The following is a 19,494-nucleotide window of genomic DNA, read 5'->3' as shown; positions in this document are numbered from 1 at the left end:
AATGGTAGAAAAGCGTATTCAGCCACTTGCCCGCGATGCAATGGCCTATGTTCTGGCAGGCGGCAGGGGGAGCCGCCTCAAGGAACTCACCGACCGGCGCGCCAAGCCCGCCGTCTATTTCGGCGGTAAGGCCCGCATCATCGATTTCGCGCTGTCGAATGCGCTGAATTCGGGCATTCGCCGCATCGGCGTCGCGACGCAGTACAAGGCGCATTCACTGATCCGCCACATGCAGCGCGGCTGGAACTTCTTCCGCCCGGAACGAAACGAAAGCTTCGACATCCTGCCCGCCTCGCAGCGCGTTTCCGAAACGCAATGGTATGAAGGCACCGCCGACGCCGTTTATCAGAACATCGATATCATCGAGGATTACGGCGTCGAATACATGGTCATCCTCGCCGGCGACCATGTCTACAAGATGGACTATGAATACATGCTCCAGCAGCATGTCGATTCCGGCGCGGACGTGACGATCGGCTGCCTGGAAGTGCCGCGCATGGAAGCGGTGGGCTTCGGCGTCATGCATGTCAACGAGAAGGACGAGATCAAGGCCTTCGTCGAAAAGCCGGCCAATCCGCCCGGTATTCCCGACAAGCCGGATTTCGCGCTCGCTTCGATGGGCATCTACGTCTTCCGCACGAAATTCCTGCTCGACGCGCTGCGCCGCGATGCAGCCGACCCGAATTCGAGCCGCGACTTCGGCAAGGACATCATCCCCTATATCGTCCAGCACGGTAAGGCGGTCGCCCACCGCTTCGCCAAGTCCTGCGTCCGCTCCGATTTCGAGCACGAGCCCTACTGGCGCGACGTCGGAACGATCGATGCCTACTGGCAGGCCAATATCGACCTGACGGCGATCGTGCCGGAGCTCGACATCTACGACAAGTCCTGGCCGATCTGGACCTATGCGGAGATCACGCCGCCGGCAAAATTCGTCCACGACGACGAGGACCGCCGCGGCTCGGCCACCTCCTCCGTCGTGTCAGGCGACTGCATCATTTCAGGCGCCATGCTCAACAAGAGCCTGCTCTTCACCGGTGTCAGGGCCAACTCCTTTTCCAAGCTGGAAGGGGCGGTCATCCTGCCGAACGTGAAGATCGGACGGCGCGCACAGCTCAAGAACGTGGTGATCGACCATGGTGTCGTCATTCCCGAAGGCTTGGTCGTCGGCGAGGATCCGGAACTCGACGCCAAGCGCTTCCGGCGGACGGAAAGCGGCATCTGCCTGATCACGCAACCGATGATCGACAAGCTGGATATCTGACTTATGAAAGTTCTTTCGGTTTCGTCCGAAGTCTTCCCTCTGATCAAGACAGGGGGCCTGGCCGATGTGTCGGGCGCCCTGCCCATTGCCCTGAAAGCCTTCGGGGTCGAGACCAAGACCCTTCTGCCCGGCTATCCCGCCGTCATGAAGGTCATTCGTGATCCCGTCGCCAGGCTCGAATTCCCGGACCTCCTCGGCGAGCAGGCGACCGTGCTGGAAGTTCAGCACGAGGGCCTGGATCTGCTGGTCCTCGATGCGCCGGCCTATTACGACAGGCCGGGCGGCCCCTATCTCGATCCGCTCGGCAAGGATTATCCCGACAACTGGCGCCGTTTTGCCGCCCTGTCGCTCGCCGCTTCCGAAATCGCCGCCGGTCTGCTGCCCGGCTGGCGGCCGGATCTCGTCCACACCCATGACTGGCAGGCGGCGCTGACCTCGGTCTATATGCGCTATTACCCGACGCCGGAACTGCCGAGCGTGCTGACCATCCACAACATCGCCTTCCAGGGCCAGTTCGGCCCCGAGATCTTCCCCGGCCTGCGCTTGCCGGCCCATGCCTTCGCCGTCGACGGCATCGAATATTACGGCACTATCGGCTTCCTCAAAGGCGGCTTGCAGACCGCCCACGCGATCACGACCGTCAGCCCCTCCTATGCCGATGAAATCCTGACGCCCGAATTCGGCATGGGGCTCGAAGGCGTCATCGCCAGCCACATCGACAATCTCTCCGGCATCGTCAACGGCATCGACACCGATATCTGGAACCCCGCGACCGACCCCGTCGTCCACACCCATTACGGCCCGACGACGCTGAAGAACCGCGAGGAGAACCGTCGCTCGATCGCCGAATTCTTCCACCTCGACGATGACGAGGCCCCGATCTTCTGCGTCATCAGCCGTCTCACCTGGCAGAAAGGCATGGATCTCGTCGCCAACGTCGCCGACGAAATCGTCGCCATGGGCGGCAAGCTCGTGGTGCTGGGTTCCGGCGAAGCGGCGCTCGAAGGCGCGCTGCTCGCCTCCGCCAGCCGCCATCCCGGCCGCATCGGCGTCTCGATCGGCTATAACGAGCCGATGTCGCACCTGATGCAGGCCGGCTGCGACGCGATCATCATCCCCTCGCGCTTCGAGCCTTGCGGCCTGACCCAGCTTTACGGCCTGCGTTACGGCTGCGTGCCGATCGTCGCCCGCACCGGCGGACTGAACGACACCGTGATCGACGCCAATCACGCCGCACTTGCAGCGAAAGTGGCAACCGGCATACAATTTGCGCCCATAACCGAAACAGGCATGCTACAGGCAATCCGCCGTGCGATGCATCTTTATGCGGACCGAAAACTCTGGACCCAATTGCAAAAGCAAGGCATGAAATCGGATGTCTCCTGGGAGAAGAGCGCCGAACGCTACGCTGCCCTCTATTCAAGCCTCGTCTCGAAAGGCATGTGACCTAAAATGATCAAGTCCGTACCCACCACGCCCTATCTGGACCAGAAACCCGGCACGTCGGGCCTGCGCAAGAAGGTCCCGGTCTTCCAGCAGCAGAACTATGCGGAGAACTTCATCCAGTCGATCTTCGATTCGCTGGAAGGCTATCAGGGCAAGTGCCTGGTCATTGGCGGCGACGGACGCTACTACAACCGTGAGGTCATCCAGAAGGCGATCAAGATGGCCGCCGCCAACGGCTTCGGCAAGGTCATGGTCGGCAAGGGCGGCATTCTGTCGACGCCGGCCGCCTCTCACATCATCCGCAAATACAAGGCCTTCGGCGGCATCATTCTGTCGGCCAGCCACAATCCCGGCGGCCCCACCGAAGATTTCGGCATCAAGTACAATATCAACAATGGCGGCCCGGCGCCGGAGAAGATCACCGACGCGATCTATGCGCGCTCCAAGACGATCGACAGCTACAAGATCGCCGATTTCGCCGACGTCAATCTCGACCGCATCGGCAAGGACGAGCTTCCGGGCGGCATGATCCTCTCGGTCATCGACCCGGTCGAAGACTATGCCGCGCTGATGGAAGAGCTGTTCGATTTCGGCGCCATCCGCAATCTGATCAGCCTCGGCTTCCGCATCGCCTTCGACGGGATGAGCGCCGTTACCGGCCCTTACGCCAAGGAAATCTTCGAAAACCGTCTCGGCGCTCCCTTGGGGTCGGTGCGCAACTTCATGCCGCTGCCGGATTTCGGCGGTCATCATCCCGATCCGAACCCGGTTCACTGCAAGGAACTCTTCGATGAGATGATGGGCGACGACGCGCCTGATTTCGGCGCGGCCTCCGATGGCGACGGCGACCGCAACCTCATCGTCGGCCGCGGCATCTTCGTGACCCCCTCCGACAGCCTGGCGATCCTTGCCGCCAACGCCAACCTCGTTCCCGGCTATTCCGGCGGCCTCGCCGGCATCGCCCGCTCGATGCCGACATCGGGTGCGGCCGACCGCGTCGCCGAAAAACGCGGCATCGGCATGTATGAGACGCCGACCGGCTGGAAATTCTTCGGCAACCTGCTCGACGCCGGCATGGCGACGATCTGCGGCGAGGAAAGCTCCGGCACAGGCTCCAATCACGTCCGCGAAAAGGACGGCCTCTGGGCCGTGCTGCTGTGGCTGAACATCCTTGCCGTGCGCGGCGAGAGCGTTGCCGACATCGTCACCCAGCACTGGCAAACCTACGGCCGCAACTACTATTCGCGCCACGATTACGAAGGCCTCGACACCGATGCCGCGAACGGCCTGATGGACAATCTGCGCAGCCAGCTCTCCACCCTGCCCGGCAAGAGCTTCGGCAGCGTGAAGGTCGAGAAGGCCGACGACTTCGCCTATCACGATCCGATCGACAAATCGGTCAGCGAGCATCAAGGCATCCGCGTGCTCTTCGAGGGCGGCTCCCGCGTCGTCTTCCGCCTGTCCGGCACCGGCACGTCTGGCGCAACCTTGCGTGTCTATATCGAGCGCTACGAGCCGGATTCGACTCGCCACAACATCGAAACGCAGGAAGCGCTTGCCGATCTGATCGCGGCCGCCGAAAGCATTGCCAGCATTCGTGAGCGCACGGGACGCGACGAGCCAACCGTGATCACCTGATCCGGGGGGAGCATGCAGGGGAATAGTTCGGCGCAGGGCGCAATCGTCTTCGAAACCGGCGTCGAATTTTCCGTGTGGTCGCATCACGCCGCGCAAATCGAGATCTGCCTCTACGAGGACGACGGCAACAGGGAATTTGCGCGCCTGCCGATGGCCCGTGACGGTAACCACATCCACCGCCTCTTTGTCGACGGCCTCAGGCAAGGCGCGCGCTACGGCTATCGCGCCGACGGCATCTACGCGCCCGACAACGGCCTCTGGTTCGATCGCTCCAAACTGCTGCTCGACCCTTACGCCAAAGAGATCGACCGGCCGTTCCGCTATGATCCCCGCCTCGGCATCTATGGCGAGGACAGCCAGGATCTGATGCCGAAGGCGATCGTCACCACCGATACCCCCGCCGCAATCGGCAAGCCGCTCTTCAAACCGGGCGGCTTCATTTATGAAGTCGCGGTGCGGCCCTTCACCATTCTTCACCCCGACGTGCCGGAGGCCGAGCGCGGCACGGTCGCCGCCCTTGCCCATCCCTCCGTCGTCTCACATCTGAAACGCATCGGCGTCGATGCCGTCGAACTGATGCCGATCACCGCCTGGATCGACGAGCGCCACCTTCCGCCGCTCGGCCTCACCAACGGCTGGGGCTACAATCCCGTCGGCCTGATGACACTCGATCCCAGGATCGTCCCCGGCGGCATGGCGGAGTTGCGCAAGACGGTCGACGCTCTCCATGCCGAAGGCATCGCGGTCATCCTCGATCTGGTCTTCAACCATACCGGCGAGAGCGACCGCTATGGCGCGACGCTGTCGCTGCGCGGCCTCGACAACCTGCATTATTACCGCCACGCTCAAAACAGCCCTGGCGAACTCATCAACGACACCGGCACCGGCAACACCATCGCCTGCGATCATCCCGAGGTCAGGCGCCTCATCATCGACAGCCTGCGCCATTTCGTGCTCAACGCCGGTGTCGACGGCTTCCGATTCGATCTCGCCCCGGTGCTTGGCCGCACGAGCAACGGCTTCCAGCGCGATGGGGGAACGCTTGCGGCGATCCTCGCCGACGACGTGCTTGCCGACCGCATCATGATCGCAGAACCCTGGGATATCGGACCTGGCGGCTATCAGCTCGGCAATTTCCCGTCCCCCTTCCTCGAATGGAACGACAGGGTTCGCGACGATCTGCGCTGCTACTGGCGCGGCGACCAATGGAAGACCGGTTCGCTCGCAACCGCACTCGCCGGCTCTTCCGACATCTTCTCCCGCAACGACGGCAAGGAGACGCGCAGCGTCAATTTCCTCGCCGCCCATGACGGCTTCACCCTGATCGACCTCGTCTCCTATGCCGGCAAGCATAACGACGCCAATGGCGAGCACAATCGGGACGGCCACAACGAGAACCATTCCTGGAACAACGGCGTCGAAGGCGAAACCCTCTACCCCACGATCCGCAAGCGCCGGATAAACGATGTGATGGCGCTGATATCAACACTCTTTGCCAGCCGCGGCAGCATCATGCTGACGGCAGGCGACGAGGGTGGCCGCAGCCAGCGCGGCAACAACAATGCCTATTGCCAGGACAATGAGATCACCTGGCTGGACTGGAAGGCGCTGAACGAGGATCTCGTCGCCCATACCGCCTTCGTCGCCGGGCTGCGCCGCCGCTTCACCGTCTTTTCCGAAACAAGCTTCCTTTCCGGCAACGGCGATGTCGAATGGATCTCGCTCTCCGGCGAACCGATGACCGTTGCGGAATGGGAGACGCCGTCGCTCTCCACCCTCGGCATGCTGCTCACGACAGGCGACCGCTCCTCGCGCGGCAAACAAACCCGGCTTGCCGTGCTCTTCAATCGCTCGGAGAGCCGCCAGCTCTTTGCGCTTCCTGCTGAGGGCGAACCGGGCTGGCGCCAGTTGACGCCGGAAGGCGTAAAGAAAGCCGATGCCCGCGTGACCGTCGAGCCACGCTCCGTCGCCTTTTTCGTAGAAAAGTGATCGCCTCCCCACACTCACGCAAATCCTTGTCGCAATCGTCATAAATGCACGATAAGGCTTGGCTCGGCGGCTTTTCTCACGAGGAATTCATGGTCACGGAAATTTCACTCTCCGACGTGCGGGGATTGATCGGCATGGAAACCGGCCTTTCGGATTGGATCACGGTCGATCAGACGATGATCGACGCCTTTGCGGGGGCAACCGACGACCACCAGTTCATTCATGTCGATCCCGAGCGCGCAGCGGCTGAAAGCCCCTTCGGCGGCACGATCGCTCATGGCTTCCTGACGCTGTCTCTCCTGTCAGCGATGAACTACAACTGCCTGCCCAGAGTGCGCGAGCAGACCATGGGCATCAATTACGGCTTCGATCGCGTCCGCTTCATGACGCCGGTCAAGAGCGGCGCCCGCGTGCGTGGCCGCTTCCTGCTCTCCGACGCCCGCTTCCGCGGCGGCGGCATGCTGATGACCACCTATGACGTGACGATCGAAATCGAAAACGAGAAGAAGCCGGCGCTGACGGCAAGATGGATCACCATCATCCAGTTCGATCCGAAGGACCGCCCGGAAGACGCGTAACAAACGCTGCCTGTCACTCGGCCGAATTGAAGACGGCTTCGAGAGCGTGCCCATCAGGATCGATTACGAAGGCCGCGTAATAGTGCTCGCCGTAGTGGGGCCGCAGGCCGGGATGGCCGTTATCACGGCCGCCATGCGCGATCGCCGCCGCATGAAACCGATCGACCGCCTGCCGGCTCGAAGCCGCAAAGGCCAAATGAAAACCCGGACCGGGCGGACGCTGACCCTCAGGACGATGCTTGATCGCCAGCTTGTCCCCGCCGCCCGGAAGACCGTAGCCGATTGCCTGTCCTGTTTCTCCAGGCCTGAGATCGTCCCAGACCCTGACATAACCAAGCGCGGCGAAGGCGGCATCGTAAAATGCCGCCGACCGTTCGATATCAGAAACACCGAGGGAGACATGGTGCAGCATTCGCCTATCTCCTGAACAAGAACTATGCAGTCGCGATCAGCCCGGTTTCAATGCCCGGCATCTTCCGCCGCTTCGGCCAAGAGACCGAAGACGAAATCCGAAAACGACCGCCAGCACTCCACCCGAAACGTCTCTTCATCCGTGCGGAGAAGCACGATTTCCGCCTTGCCGAAGATCGTGCGCGAGGCGGCGCCGACCGGGAAGGACGAAAGCGACAGATCCTGCGGGCAGCCGGCAGCAAGCGTGGCCTCCGCGCCCGGTCCGGAAACGATGATTGCCAGATTACGGTGGGAAACGTCGGTCGCCGAATGCAGCGCACCGGCGCCGGAAAGCGCCGCCATCAGATCGGCGCCGGCCTCGTCGATGACAAGCCACTCGTCGGGTCCGATCCAGAGCACCGACCGCGCACCTGCTCGAGCAGATGTCTTCGGGGCGGTCGGCACGGACAGGCCGAGCGCCGAAGAAAGCGCGGAAAGCGATTTCGCCGGCGCCCGCAGCGCCACGCGGCTTGCGGGCGGCGCGACGGCCAGGCGCACGGTTGCGGAGCCGCCGAGACGGCCGGCCAGCGCCGGCTTGCGAATTGCGACATCAGCCATGGATGCGGCCTCCTTCCTTGTCAAAGAACACCATATCCGTCACTTCGACGGCAATCGTCCGGTCCGGCATCGGCACGTACAGCGTCTCGCCCATCCGTGCCCGGCCGCCGGCGACCAGCGCGAAGGCAACCGACCTGCCGCAATTTTCCGACCAATAGGCTGAGGTGACGTGACCGAGCATGGTCATCGGCTTCGGTTCGTTCGGGCTCGCGACGATCTGCGCGCCTTCTTCGAGCACCAGCTTCGGATCCTTGGTGACGAGGCCGACGAGCTGCTTGCGCCCGTCCTTGACCAGATCCGTCCGCTTCAGACCGCGAATGCCGACGAAGTCCTTCTTTTTCTTCGAAACCGCCCAGGAAAGTCCGGCGTCGTCGGGGGTCACGGTCCCGTCGGTATCCTGGCCGACGATGATGTAGCCCTTCTCGGCGCGAAGCACGTGCATCGTCTCCGTGCCGTAGACGCAGGCGCCGAGCGGCTCGGCATTGGCCCAGATCGCTTCGAGCACCGACTGGCCGTAATCGGCCGGCACGTTGATTTCGAAACCGATTTCGCCGGTGAAAGAGACGCGGAAGAGCCGCGCCGGCACGCCGCAGACCGTGCACTCGGCAACGCTCATATGCGGGAAGGCCTCGTTCGAAAGATCGAGCCCTTCGACGAGAGGCTCGACGATCTCGCGCGCCTTCGGCCCCTGCACGGCGATGACAGCCCATTGTTCTGTCACCGAGGTCAGCCACACCTTCATGTGCGGGAATTCGGTCTGCAGGTAATCTTCCATATGATGGAGAACGCGCGGCGCGCCGCCGGTCGTCGTCGTCACATGGAAACGGTCTTCCGCCAGGCGCCCGACGACACCGTCGTCATAAACGAAGCCGTCCTCGCGCGTCATGATGCCGTAGCGGGCCTTGCCGGGCTTCAACGTATCCCAGGCATTGGTGTAGATGAGGTTGAGGAATTCGGCCGCATCCGGACCTACCACCTCGATCTTGCCGAGCGTCGAAGCGTCGAAGATGCCTGCCGACTCGCGTGCCGTCCGGCATTCGCGCGCGACGGCCTGATGCATGTTCTCGCCCGAACGCGGATAGAACCAGGCGCGCTTCCAGTTGCCGACATCCTCGAAGACAGCGCCATGCGCTTCTTCCCAGTCGTGCAGCGGCGTCTTGCGCGTCGGATCGAACAGCTTTCCGCGCGAATGGCCGATCAGCGTACCGTAAGTCACCGGCGTATAAGGGGCGCGGAAGGTGGTGAGACCGACCCGCGGGATTTCCTTGCCAAGCATTTCCGCGGCAATCGCCAGGCCATGCATGTTGGAAAGCTTGCCCTGGTCCGAGGCCATGCCGTTGGTGGTAAACCGCTTGATATGCTCGATCGAGTGCATGCCTTCGCGCACGGCAAGGCGGATGTCCTTGGCGCAGACGTCGTGCTGGAAATCGATGAAGGCCTTGGCGTTCGTCTTCGGCCCGGCGCCTTCGGCAGCGCCGATCATTCCGCCCGTCCAGTCATAGGGCTGCTCGGCCGAGATCGTGATTTTCCCGCCGCCGGTCTTGCCGGCGGCCTGCGCCATCAGTTCGCCGGCGGCAAGCGATTCCTCGACTGTCTGCTGCAGGTCGTCAGTGCCGTTGCAGGCGCCGACGGAAAGGCAATCCTGCGCATAGGTGCCGGGCAGGAAGCGCTGGCTTTCCGGTTCGAAGGCCACCTTGCCGCGCGACTGCGAGAACAGATGGACCGACGGCGTCCAGCCGGCCGAAACCAAGAGCGCATCGACCGCGATCTTGCGCGGCGAACCGCCGCCGTTGCGCGCCACCGTCATCGATGAGATGCGCAGCCGCCCCGCCGTGTTGACGACCGACTGGCCCGTGAGAACATCGATGCCGAGCGAACGCGCCTCCGCCAGCACCGCCGCTCCCGGCGCCTGCCTGCAATCGACGATGGCGGCGATCGAAACGCCGGCCCGTTTCAGATCGAAAGCCGCCTCATAGGCGGAGTCGTGCGCCGTGTAGACGCCGACATTGCTTCCGACGGCAACGCCGTAATGATTGAGATACATCCGCCCCGCCGAAGCCAGCATGATGCCGGGCCGGTCGTTGTTCGGAAATACCATGTGCCGCTCGATCGCGCCGTTGGCGAGGATCACCCGCTTGGCGCGGACCTGCCACAGCCGTTCGCGCGGCAGATCGCTCGATGGCTTGGCGATATGATCGGTGACGCGTTCGGCAAGGCCGACGAAATTGTGGTTGTAGTAGCCGAAGGCGGTCGTGCGGATGAGCACGTCGACATTGTCCATCGCCTTCAGCCGCGCCACGGTTTTCTGCGCCCAGGTGTAACCGTCCTGCCCGTCGATCGTCACGCCGGCATCATAGCGCAGCGCACCGCCGGCTTCCGCCTGCTCGTCGCAGAGGATCACCTTCGCGCCGGTTTCGGCCGCAGCCAGCGCCGCCGAAAGCCCGGCAACACCGGCGCCGACCACCAGCACGTCGCAATGGGCGTAGCGGCTGGCATAATGGTCCGGATCCTCTTCCGTCGGTGCGACGCCGAGGCCGGCGGCACGGCGGATGAACGGTTCATAGACATGTTTCCAGGCGGAGCGCGGCCACATGAAGGTCTTGTAGTAGAAGCCGGCGGCGAAGAACGGCGACATCAGATTGTTGACCGCACCGACGTCGTAGGCCAGCGACGGCCAGCGGTTCTGCGACTGGACGATCATGCCGTCGAAGACTTCCTGCACCGTGGCGCGCACGTTCGGCTGCTTGCGCGCCTTGTCGCGGGCAACGTCGATCAGTGCGTTCGGCTCCTCGGCCCCTGCCGACAGAATGCCGCGAGCCCGGTGATATTTAAACGAACGTCCCAGAAGATGAATGCCGTTGGCGATCAGCGCCGAGGCGACGGTATCGCCTTCCAGTGCCGTATAGCTCTTGCCGTCGAAGCTGAAACGCGCGGTCTTGGCCGGCGTCAGACGCCCCTTCCCGGCGATACGATTAGCACCGCTCATTGCGCCTCTCCTTCCACGGCTTCATATGTCTCGACAGGGCTATGCTGTTCGGCCTCGGCGCCGATCCGCGGCCTTGGCTCGCCTGCCTTGTAGGTCATGATGAACTTGTCGCTCACCGTATCGCGCGCAGCGTTGAAGAAGCGCCCGCAACCGTGAATATGCCGCCAGCGTTCGAAGATCAGCCCCTTCGGGTTGTCGCGCAGAAAGAAATACTCTTCGAATTCCTCGTCCGAGATCGAGGCGATGTCGGCCGGCCGCACGATATGCGCGTCACCCGCGCCGCGGAATTCGAGTTCGGAACGCTCTTCCTGACAATAAGGGCAATGGATCAGCAGCATGTGAGATTTCCTTCTCCTCCCCTTCTCCCCAGCGGAGAGAAGGTGCCTGCAAGGCGGGTGAGGGGGTGAGCGACGAAAGCGGGCTTCCAGACAACAATCATCATCAGTGCGCCACCGCCGCTGCCGCCGCTTCGTCGATCAGCCGGCCGCTGCGGAAGCGTTCCAGCGTCAGGCCGGCATTGAACTTGTGCGGTTCGTCGCGCGCGATCAGGTGCGCGAAGAGATTGGCCGAACCCGGCGTCGCCTTGAAGCCGCCGGTGCCCCAGCCGCAATTGACGTAAAGGCCGGGAACCGGGGTCTTCGACTGGATCGCCGAACGGTCCGGCGTATTGTCGACGATGCCGCCCCATTGCCGCATCATCTTGACGCGCCGGAACATCGGGAAGAGTTCGCAGATGGCATCCAGCGTATGGGTAATGATCTGCAGCCCGCCGGTCTGGGAATAGGAATTGTACTGGTCCGTACCGGCGCCGATGACGAGCTCTCCCTTGTCGGACTGGGAGATGTAGGCGTGCACCGTGTTCGACATGACGACGCACGGGAAGATCGGCTTCAGCGGCTCGGAAACCAGCGCCTGCAGCGGGCTCGACTGCAGCGGCACGCGCACGTCAGCCATCTTCATGACCGTCGTCGTATGGCCGGCCGCCGACACGCCGATCTTTTTGGCGCCGATGAAGCCGCGCGACGTCTCGACCCCGGTTACCCGTCCGTCAGGACCGCGACGGATACCGGTCACTTCGCAATTCTGGATGATGTGAACGCCGCGGTCCGATGCCGCACGCGCATAACCCCAGGCGACCGCGTCGTGGCGCGCCGTGCCGCCGCGCCGTTGCAGCGCTGCACCGTTGATCGGGTAGCGGGCACTCGCCGAGATGTCGAGCGGCGGACAATAGGCCTTCGCCTGCTCCGGCGTCAGCCATTCATTGTCGATGCCATAGAGCCGGTTGGCATGGATATGCCGCTTGAACGACTGCTGGTCGTGAATATTGTGCGAGAGCATCATCACGCCGCGCGGCGAATACATCACATTGTAGTTGAGCTCCTGAGAAAGCCCTTCCCAGAGCTTCATCGAATGCTCGTAGATCTGCATGCTCTCTTCATAGAGATAGTTCGAGCGGATGATGGTGGTGTTGCGGCCGGTATTGCCGCCGCCGAGCCAGCCCTTCTCGATCACGGCGACATTGGTGATGCCGTGCTCCTTGGCAAGATAATAGGCAGCGCCCAGGCCATGGCCGCCGGCGCCGATGATGACGACATCGTATTCAGCGCGCGGCTCCGGCGAAGTCCACTGCTTCTCCCAGCCTCTGTGGCCACGCAGGGCCTCCCGCGCCACGGCAAAAACCGAATATTTCCGCATCCGCCTTATTCTCCTTCGGGCAAGGACTGATCTCCGCGCCCATACAAATCGCAAATCCAAATGCGGCACAACGGCTCTTTTGCGACAGGAGAGAGCTTTGGTTTTGACACTGTGCGACATGATGCCGAAAGTGCGCGGTTTTCGCGCGTTCTGCAGATCTCGGGCAGCGGTTCCGAAGATGACCCCAAAACCGGCATGCCGCGCCTCGCCGTAGCCCAAGTGGGCGAGAAGACAAGTAGTTGCTAAAATGCTAATTCTCCCCGGATTGCCGGGGTATCTGTATCATGTGGGGTCGGCGTTCTTTACTCGCGGCGCTTTGCATCGCCCTCTCCAGTGCGCTGCCGGCGCCCGCAGCAGAGCCGGTCGGCCAGGCTGTCGTCATCAGAACCGAGGTGACGGGACAAGGCGGGCCGATCGAAGTCAACACCAGCGTTCACCGCGACGAGCGCATCCGGACATCGCAATCCGGGCTCGGCCAATTCCTGTTTCGCGACGGTACCAAGCTTGCAGTCGGCTGGGGCTCCTCGGTTGTCATCGACAAATATGTCTTCGACGATTCACAATCGGTCAGGAAACTCACCATCAAGGCCGCGAAAGGAACCTTTCGCTGGGTCAGCGGCAATTCGAAATCCTCCGCCTACCAGATCCTGACGCCCGCCGGCACCATCGGCGTGCGCGGCACCGCATTCGATTTCTATGTCGGTTCCGACGGCACGACTGCCGTCGTGCTGTTGAACGGCGCGGCCAGCTTCTGCGGCCCGGGCGGCTGCCGGCAATTGCAGCAGCGCTGCGATTGCGTCGTCGCCAAGCCGAACGGTGATATGTCGCCGGCCCGCCGGGTCGATCCCAGCGTTCTCGATACGCTCGGAAATCCCCGCGCCCTCCCTTTCCTCTCCGGCAACCAGCGGCTTGCTGGAGGCATCGGCATGCTCGGCGGCTGTAACATGGCCTCGGTTGCGCCGGAGAGAAAAGACAGGCCGCGGCCTCCCCCGGCAGTTGCGCCTGCCCCGCAAAGGCAGGATCCGCCACAGAGGCAGGCCGAGCCGCAGAAGGAGCGGCCGAAGCCCGACAAGCCGCACCAGGACAGGCCGCACCAGGACAGGCCGCATCACGACAAGCCGGAGAGACCCGACAAGCATGAGGGCCATGGCCGGCATGACGATGACGGCAAGCCCGGAAATCACGGCGAGGATCATCGCGGCCACGACCGCGACCATCATGGATATCGCGATCGCGATCACAATCGTGATCGTGATCATGATCATGACAGGGATCGGAACCACGACAGAGGCCGGAATTTCAATCGCGGCCGTTGAAGCTCGTCAGTCTGCGGCGCTCTTTTCGACCCTTTCTGGCACGTCGCGGAAATGATCGGTCCTGCCGGATAGGCGCTGGTAGAATTCCGCCAGACCTCCGGTCACCTGCTCCGCCCTCAGCTTTGCCGTACCGATAAGCTTCCGGCTGTTCCTGGAATGCGTTTGCAGGGCCTGCATCAGCTGCCTGTGAATATCCTCGAGCGCGGCGAATTCCTGGGATGCCGCGACCCGTTCACCGCCGACGACGGCAAGGATCTGCGTCCGGCTGCTCTTCCCCTTGAGCGGCAGGGCGCCGGCCTCGATCAGCGCCATTCCCCGAACTGACCGTGCCGTACTGTCGGAGATGAGGATATCGAAACCGACCTCCTTGCAGGAGGATTCGATGCGGGCCGCAACGTTGACGGCGTCTCCGACCGCCGAATAGTTGAAGCGGGTCTTGGCGCCCATGTTGCCGACACAGGCAAGGCCGGTATGGATGCCGATGCCGATCCCGACCTCCCGATCAGACCCGAAACCGAAGGCGTCGCCGGCGTTCAGTTCGGCAAGTGTCTCGCGCATGGCAAGCGCCGTGCGAACCGCCTTGGTCTGGTGATCCGCCACATCGACGGGCGCATTCCAGAACGCCATGATCGAATCGCCGATGAACTTGTCGAGCGTGCCTTCATTGGCCACGACATGGCGGCTCAGCGCATCGAGCAGCGTATTCAGGAAGGCCACGACATCCGTCGGCGCCAGCCGCTCGCTCATCTCGGTGAAGTTCCTGACATCGACGAACATGACCGTCAGTTCGCGGTCGTCTCCGCCGAGGCGCAATGCATCGCGATTATGCTCGATGCGGTGGAGCAGCGACGGAGAAAGATAATGCCCGAAGGCGCGCCGCACCTCGCGCCGCTCCCGGTCGATCACCAGAATCTTGAACGAGGTCGCGGCAAAATGGATGATCGATCCACTGACGATCGGCGCCAGCGGATCGAAGAGAAGTCCCGCATAAAGAAAGGAAAGCCACGACGCCACCAGCGCCATTGCGGTGATCAGCAGGCCGCAGACCAGCGCGACGGCAGGACTGACGAAGGTCGTCACTAGGACGAGCAGACATCCGAGCACGGCGATGACAAGGATTTCAAGCCCATCCGCCCAGTCGGGCCGGGACAGGAACTGACCGGAGAGGATCTGCTCGACGGCCTGCGCATGCAGCGACACGCCGGGAACGTTCTCGCCGAGCGCGGTGACGCGGATGTCCTGCAAGCCGGCCGCCGATGTGCCGACGAAGACGATGCTGCCATTGATGGCGGCTGCCGTCTCGGCGGAAGCGCCTCCTGGCGCAAGCACCTGCCGGGCGGAGATATACCGCTCGGCCCGGTCGGGAGTGACATAGAGCCAGAGTTCGCCCGCCGCCGTCAGCGGCACGATGAAATCCCCGATCTTTGCCGATGTCATGATTCCGGCACGGTCGGGCGCGCCCGAAAGCACATAGGTCGAGGCTCCCTGCGCGACGCGCAGCGCCTCGACCGCGAGATTGGGGTAGAGCTGTTCTCCGTCGGTCAGGAACAGCGGGACCGCCCGCACCACCGGCGAAGGATTTCCGGGGTTGAGGCTGATGTGGCCGAGCCCCGCCGCATTGGCTTCCAGTTGCGGCCTGAGCGGCGTCGAAGCGCCGAGATAGGGCGGAGCCGAGACGGGGCTTTCGCCCGTGAATGCGAAGCCCGCCTTGACCGGCGGCCGGTAGTTGCCCTCGTTGGAAAGGCCGAAGCCGAGCACGACCGGCTTTTCGGCGATAGCGCGGGCGAATATCTCGTCATTGTCAGGCAGCTTTTCGGCCAGCGAAGGGTCGATCCCGGCCGCCTCGCGCACGACGTTGCGCGGCGACAACCGGTCCGGCTCGGAGAAGAGAACGTCGAAGGCGATGGCCGCGGCGCCCATTTCCGAAAGCCGGTCCACCAGGAGGGCCAGCCGGTCACGCGGCCAAGGCCATTGGCCGAATTCGCGCAATGAGGCTTCATCGATGTCGATGACGCGGACCGGCATCGGCTGGTAGGTCCGCGGAACCAGCCGCTGATACTCATCGAACGTCACGCCGCGGATCAGCTTGAAAATTCCGGGATCGCCTGCCCGCAGGATCGTCAGCAAAACCACGATCGCCAGACCGATAACGACACCGATTTGCTGCACGCGCATCATGATCTCACCGGCTGTCCCCTCCACGGCCGGCCAAGCAGGCCCGTAACTGCCGGCAGACAGGCTACGCCGCTTTCGGTTCGAACGCCATTCGCACATGCACAGAAGCCGCCCTCTTTTTTTCTCCTGTTTTGGCCGGGGTTTTACCCCCAAATGACATGGCTTCGATCTTGCCGGGCAGGCGGCGAAATGTTCTTGTAGTGAGCGAAAATCGGATGCTTTTCCGCAAAAAGAATGAGGGGTCGCCCGTGATTTCCGAATCCGCCGCGCGTCGGAGCGGCTACTGGCTTATCGTCGTCGTGCTGGCAATGCTTGCGGGGCTGCCGCTGGCCGTCTGGCTCGATATCAGCGATCTCTCGGGAAATACCCTGCGGCGCCAGGCGCGCGACATGAGCTCGCTGGTTTCAAGCATCCGCTCTTATTATTCCACGAACGTCGTGGGGCGTGTTCTGGCCGCCCACGCGAACGGCGCAACCGCAGGCACGGTCGTCTCCCATAACTACGCCAATATTCCAGGCGCCATCCCGTTGCCGGCAACGCTTTCCCTGGAACTCGGCGACGTCATCAAGGAGCAGCAGGCCAATATCACCTACCGCTTCGTTTCCGATCTTCCCTTCAAGAGCCGCGCATCCCACGACCTCGACGACTTCGAGACACAGGCGCTCGCCGCCTTGCGCGCCAATCCGCAGCAGACCCTGAACGACCTTACCCGCGTCGGATTGACCGATACGCTGCGCTTCATCACCCCCGTCGTCATGGGCCAGGCCTGCGTCGCCTGCCACAACACCCATCCCGAAAGCCCCAAAACCGATTGGAAGGTCGGCGACGTGCGCGGCATACAGGAAGTCATCATCCGGCAGCCCTATGTCAGCAATGTCTTCGCCTTTAAATACCTGCTCTGTTATTTCCTATTCGTCGCCGTCATCGGCATCAGTTTCATCCTTCTCCAGCGGCAGCAGGCGCGGGCGATCCACGGCGCCAATCAGGATCTCGAAGCGGCGAACGAATTCCTCGCCAGCGTTTCCCTGAAAATTTCCCGCTATCTTTCGCCGCAGATCTACAAGAGCATCTTCAGCGGACAGAAGGACGTCGTCGTCCATACCGAGCGCAAGCGCCTGACGATCTTCTTCTCCGACATCAAGGATTTCACCGCGACCACCGAACGCCTGCAGCCCGAAGCCCTGACGGAGATGCTCAATGAATATCTGACCGAAATGTCCAACATTGCGCTGGAGCACGGCGGCACGGTGGACAAGTTCATCGGCGACGCGATGCTGGTCTTCTTCGGCGATCCCGAAACGAAGGGGCCGGAGGAAGACGCGAAAGCATGCCTGCGCATGGCGGTCGACATGCAGCGCCGTCTCGGCGAACTCAAGGACAGATGGCGCAGGAACGGCACCGAGGAGCCGTTCGTCGTCCGCATGGGAATCAACAGCGGCTATTGCAATGTCGGCAATTTCGGCAGCAACGACCGCATGGACTATACGATCATCGGGGCCGAGGCCAATCTCGCCGCCAGGCTGCAATCGATCGCCCAGGGCGGGGAAATCGTCATCAGCTACGAAACCTATGCGCTGGTGAACGAGATCGTCGACGCCCATCCCTTGCCGCCGATCACCATGAAGGGCATACAGCGCGAAGTCGTGCCCTATGCCGTGGACGGGCTGACGCTCGGCGCCGATCACAAGAGCCGGGTTCTCAGCGAACACCTCGCGGGCCTCGACCTGCATCTGGACATGAGCCGGCTGGAGCCGGCCGATCGTCTCCGGGTCAGGACGGCGCTCAAGGAGGCGATCGCCGCACTGGATGAAACCCTGCCCGAGACCTCCGATCGCAGCCGGATATCGGGCGAGGCGTGATTTTTCCGCCCGCTTTTCATATCCGTCTGGACTTCCCCTACCCGATCTGCTATCCCGCATCACCAATCGCAAGGCTGCGGCCGCGCGAACGTTATATTTTTGCCCCTGGCGCTGCGCCGCCTCAGGCATCAACCAAACCAAAGGAACGTGATTCTCGTGCAGGTACTTGTCCGCGATAACAATGTCGATCAGGCTCTCCGCGCTCTCAAGAAGAAGATGCAGCGCGAAGGCATTTTCCGCGAAATGAAGATGCGCGACTACTACGAGAAGCCGTCGCAGAAGCGCGCTCGCGAAAAGGCCGAGGCTGTTCGCCGCGTTCGCAAGCTGGCCCGCAAGCGCGCCCAGCGCGAAGGTCTGGTCGCACGCTAAGCGTTGCCGTCGTTTTTTCGACGTTTTCAGATGCATTGTGGCGGGGGCGATAGGTTCGCCGCCGCCTTTTTAGTTTGCCGCTGAAGATCGCATATCCCAGTGTTGGATATGCCGCATGGGGAAAGCGAGCCCGAATGGCTGATACCACCTTCAATCCGTCCCGCGCCTGGCGCATGCAGAAAACCGCATTCCTGCCCGCCTTGGCGCTGGCGGCCATGTTCGGCCTCGCCGGCTGCGAGACGACCAACACCACGGATGCCGTGATCCGCATCGACAAGGCGCAGGGCTCGGAAGAGAACATCGCGTCGCTGACGGCTGTTATCAACGCCAATCCGCGAGATCCCGAAGGATATAACGTCCGCGGTTCCGCTTATGGCCGCGGCGGCCAGTTCCGCCAGGCGCTGAACGATTTCAACACGGCATTGCAGATCAATCCGCGTTTCTTCCAGGCCTATGCCAACCGCGCGCTCGTCTATCGCAACATGGGCCAGCAGCAGCAGGCGATCGCCGACTATAACGCCGCCCTGCAGATCAATCCGAGCTACGACGTCGCCTATATCGGCCGCGGCAATGTCTATCGCATGGCCGGCCAGGACGATGCGGCTTTCAACGATTTCAACAAGGCGATCCAGCTCGGCACCACCGATGGCCGCGCCTATCACAATCGTGGCCTGATCTATCAGAAGCGCAATCAGCAGGACAAGGCGATCGACGATTTCTCGAAGGCCATCTCGCTCGCGCCGAATTCGCCCGAGCCTTACAATGGCCGCGGCGTCTCCTACATCGCTCTGAATGACGATGACAACGCGTTCGCCGATTTCAATCATGCGATCGAGCTCAATGGCAACATTGCCGAATCCTGGGCCAACCAGGCGCTCGTCTACGAACGCCGCGGCGACAAGGCGAAGGCTGCCCGCTCCTATCGCCATGCGGTCGGCCTCGACCCGAAATACCAGCCTGCCCGCGACGGCCTGGCCCGCGTCGGCGTCGCCCCGGCCGGCTGAGGACATCAGTTGGGCGGCCCGGAGCACCGGCCGCCCTTCGCCGGCCTTTTGCCGCCACTGCGGCGCTATTCTTGAAATCATCTCTGATTCGATGCGGTTGATAGGCTGCCATCCTGCCTGAGACAGTGGCCCCACCGCGTCAAAAAGGCAGGCCGAAAAACGGCCGC

General features: G+C 62.7%; 15 protein-coding genes. 9 read left to right on the top strand and 6 right to left on the bottom strand.

The window, feature by feature from the left end; translation table 11 throughout:
• Nucleotide 1: 1 nt before the first annotated feature.
• From glgC to ATY78_RS07445, 5 genes are all read left to right on the top strand, one after another.
• Nucleotides 2-1,264, top strand: a complete 1,263-nt coding sequence (gene glgC / locus ATY78_RS07465; protein ID WP_088681707.1) for a glucose-1-phosphate adenylyltransferase — start codon at nt 2-4, stop codon at nt 1,262-1,264.
• A 3-nt stretch (nt 1,265-1,267) separates the two neighbouring features.
• Nucleotides 1,268-2,710: a glycogen synthase GlgA gene (gene glgA / locus ATY78_RS07460; protein ID WP_088681706.1), complete on the top strand. Its 1,443-nt coding sequence runs from the start codon at nt 1,268-1,270 to the stop codon at nt 2,708-2,710.
• 6 nt (nt 2,711-2,716) lie between these two features.
• Entirely contained in the window at nt 2,717-4,348 is a 1,632-nt protein-coding gene (locus ATY78_RS07455) for an alpha-D-glucose phosphate-specific phosphoglucomutase (protein WP_088681705.1), read from the top strand.
• 12 nt (nt 4,349-4,360) lie between these two features.
• Nucleotides 4,361-6,337, top strand: coding sequence for a glycogen debranching protein GlgX (gene glgX, locus ATY78_RS07450; RefSeq protein ID WP_088681704.1), 1,977 nt, complete (start codon nt 4,361-4,363; stop codon nt 6,335-6,337).
• An 89-nt stretch (nt 6,338-6,426) separates the two neighbouring features.
• Entirely contained in the window at nt 6,427-6,915 is a 489-nt protein-coding gene (locus ATY78_RS07445) for a MaoC family dehydratase (protein WP_088681728.1), read from the top strand.
• 13 nt (nt 6,916-6,928) lie between these two features.
• On the opposite strand, the gene ATY78_RS07440 is transcribed toward ATY78_RS07445, so the two are convergent.
• The 5 genes from ATY78_RS07440 to ATY78_RS07420 form a co-directional block, all read right to left on the bottom strand.
• A complete protein-coding gene (locus ATY78_RS07440; protein ID WP_088681703.1) occupies nt 6,929-7,327 on the bottom strand; it encodes a VOC family protein in 399 nt (132 codons plus the stop codon).
• Nucleotides 7,328-7,374: 47 nt separating this feature from the next.
• Complete coding sequence (locus ATY78_RS07435) at nt 7,375-7,923, bottom strand: sarcosine oxidase subunit gamma (protein WP_088681702.1); 549 nt, start codon at nt 7,921-7,923, stop codon at nt 7,375-7,377.
• Nucleotides 7,916-10,909 (bottom strand): sarcosine oxidase subunit alpha, encoded by a 2,994-nt coding sequence (locus ATY78_RS07430; RefSeq protein ID WP_088681701.1) that lies wholly within the window; start codon nt 10,907-10,909, stop codon nt 7,916-7,918. Before ATY78_RS07430 ends, ATY78_RS07435 begins: the two co-directional genes overlap by 8 nt.
• Nucleotides 10,906-11,247: a sarcosine oxidase subunit delta gene (locus ATY78_RS07425; RefSeq protein WP_088681700.1), complete on the bottom strand. Its 342-nt coding sequence runs from the start codon at nt 11,245-11,247 to the stop codon at nt 10,906-10,908. The genes ATY78_RS07430 and ATY78_RS07425 overlap by 4 nt, the downstream gene beginning before the upstream one ends.
• 103 nt (nt 11,248-11,350) lie before the next feature.
• The gene (locus ATY78_RS07420; RefSeq protein WP_088681699.1) at nt 11,351-12,604 is read right to left on the bottom strand and encodes a sarcosine oxidase subunit beta family protein; all 1,254 of its coding nucleotides are present in this window, start codon (nt 12,602-12,604) and stop codon (nt 11,351-11,353) included.
• Between the two features lie 284 nt (nt 12,605-12,888).
• Here ATY78_RS07420 and ATY78_RS07415 point away from each other — a divergent pair, with 284 nt between their 5' ends.
• Entirely contained in the window at nt 12,889-13,920 is a 1,032-nt protein-coding gene (locus ATY78_RS07415) for a FecR domain-containing protein (RefSeq protein ID WP_088681698.1), read from the top strand.
• Between the two features lie 6 nt (nt 13,921-13,926).
• Here ATY78_RS07415 and ATY78_RS07410 read toward each other — a convergent pair whose 3' ends face one another.
• Complete coding sequence (locus tag ATY78_RS07410; protein WP_088681697.1) at nt 13,927-16,098, bottom strand: adenylate/guanylate cyclase domain-containing protein; 2,172 nt, start codon at nt 16,096-16,098, stop codon at nt 13,927-13,929.
• 212 nt (nt 16,099-16,310) lie between these two features.
• On the opposite strand from ATY78_RS07410, the gene ATY78_RS07405 reads away from it, so the two are divergent.
• The 3 genes from ATY78_RS07405 (at nt 16,311) to ATY78_RS07395 (ending at nt 19,327) form a co-directional block, all read left to right on the top strand.
• On the top strand, nt 16,311-17,954 hold the full coding sequence (locus ATY78_RS07405) for an adenylate/guanylate cyclase domain-containing protein (protein ID WP_088681696.1): 1,644 nt from the start codon (nt 16,311-16,313) through the stop codon (nt 17,952-17,954).
• A 156-nt stretch (nt 17,955-18,110) separates the two neighbouring features.
• Nucleotides 18,111-18,323, top strand: coding sequence for a 30S ribosomal protein S21 (rpsU, locus tag ATY78_RS07400; protein WP_003585885.1), 213 nt, complete (start codon nt 18,111-18,113; stop codon nt 18,321-18,323).
• Between the two features lie 134 nt (nt 18,324-18,457).
• Nucleotides 18,458-19,327 (top strand): tetratricopeptide repeat protein, encoded by an 870-nt coding sequence (locus ATY78_RS07395; RefSeq protein ID WP_088681695.1) that lies wholly within the window; start codon nt 18,458-18,460, stop codon nt 19,325-19,327.
• Nucleotides 19,328-19,494: the final 167 nt, after the last annotated feature.

This window comes from Rhizobium sp. R635 (assembly GCF_002211285.1).
Classification (GTDB): Bacteria; Pseudomonadota; Alphaproteobacteria; order Rhizobiales; family Rhizobiaceae; genus Rhizobium.
The sequence above is the reverse complement of the archived record's forward strand: the minus strand, read 5'-3'. Positions and strand labels throughout refer to the sequence as shown.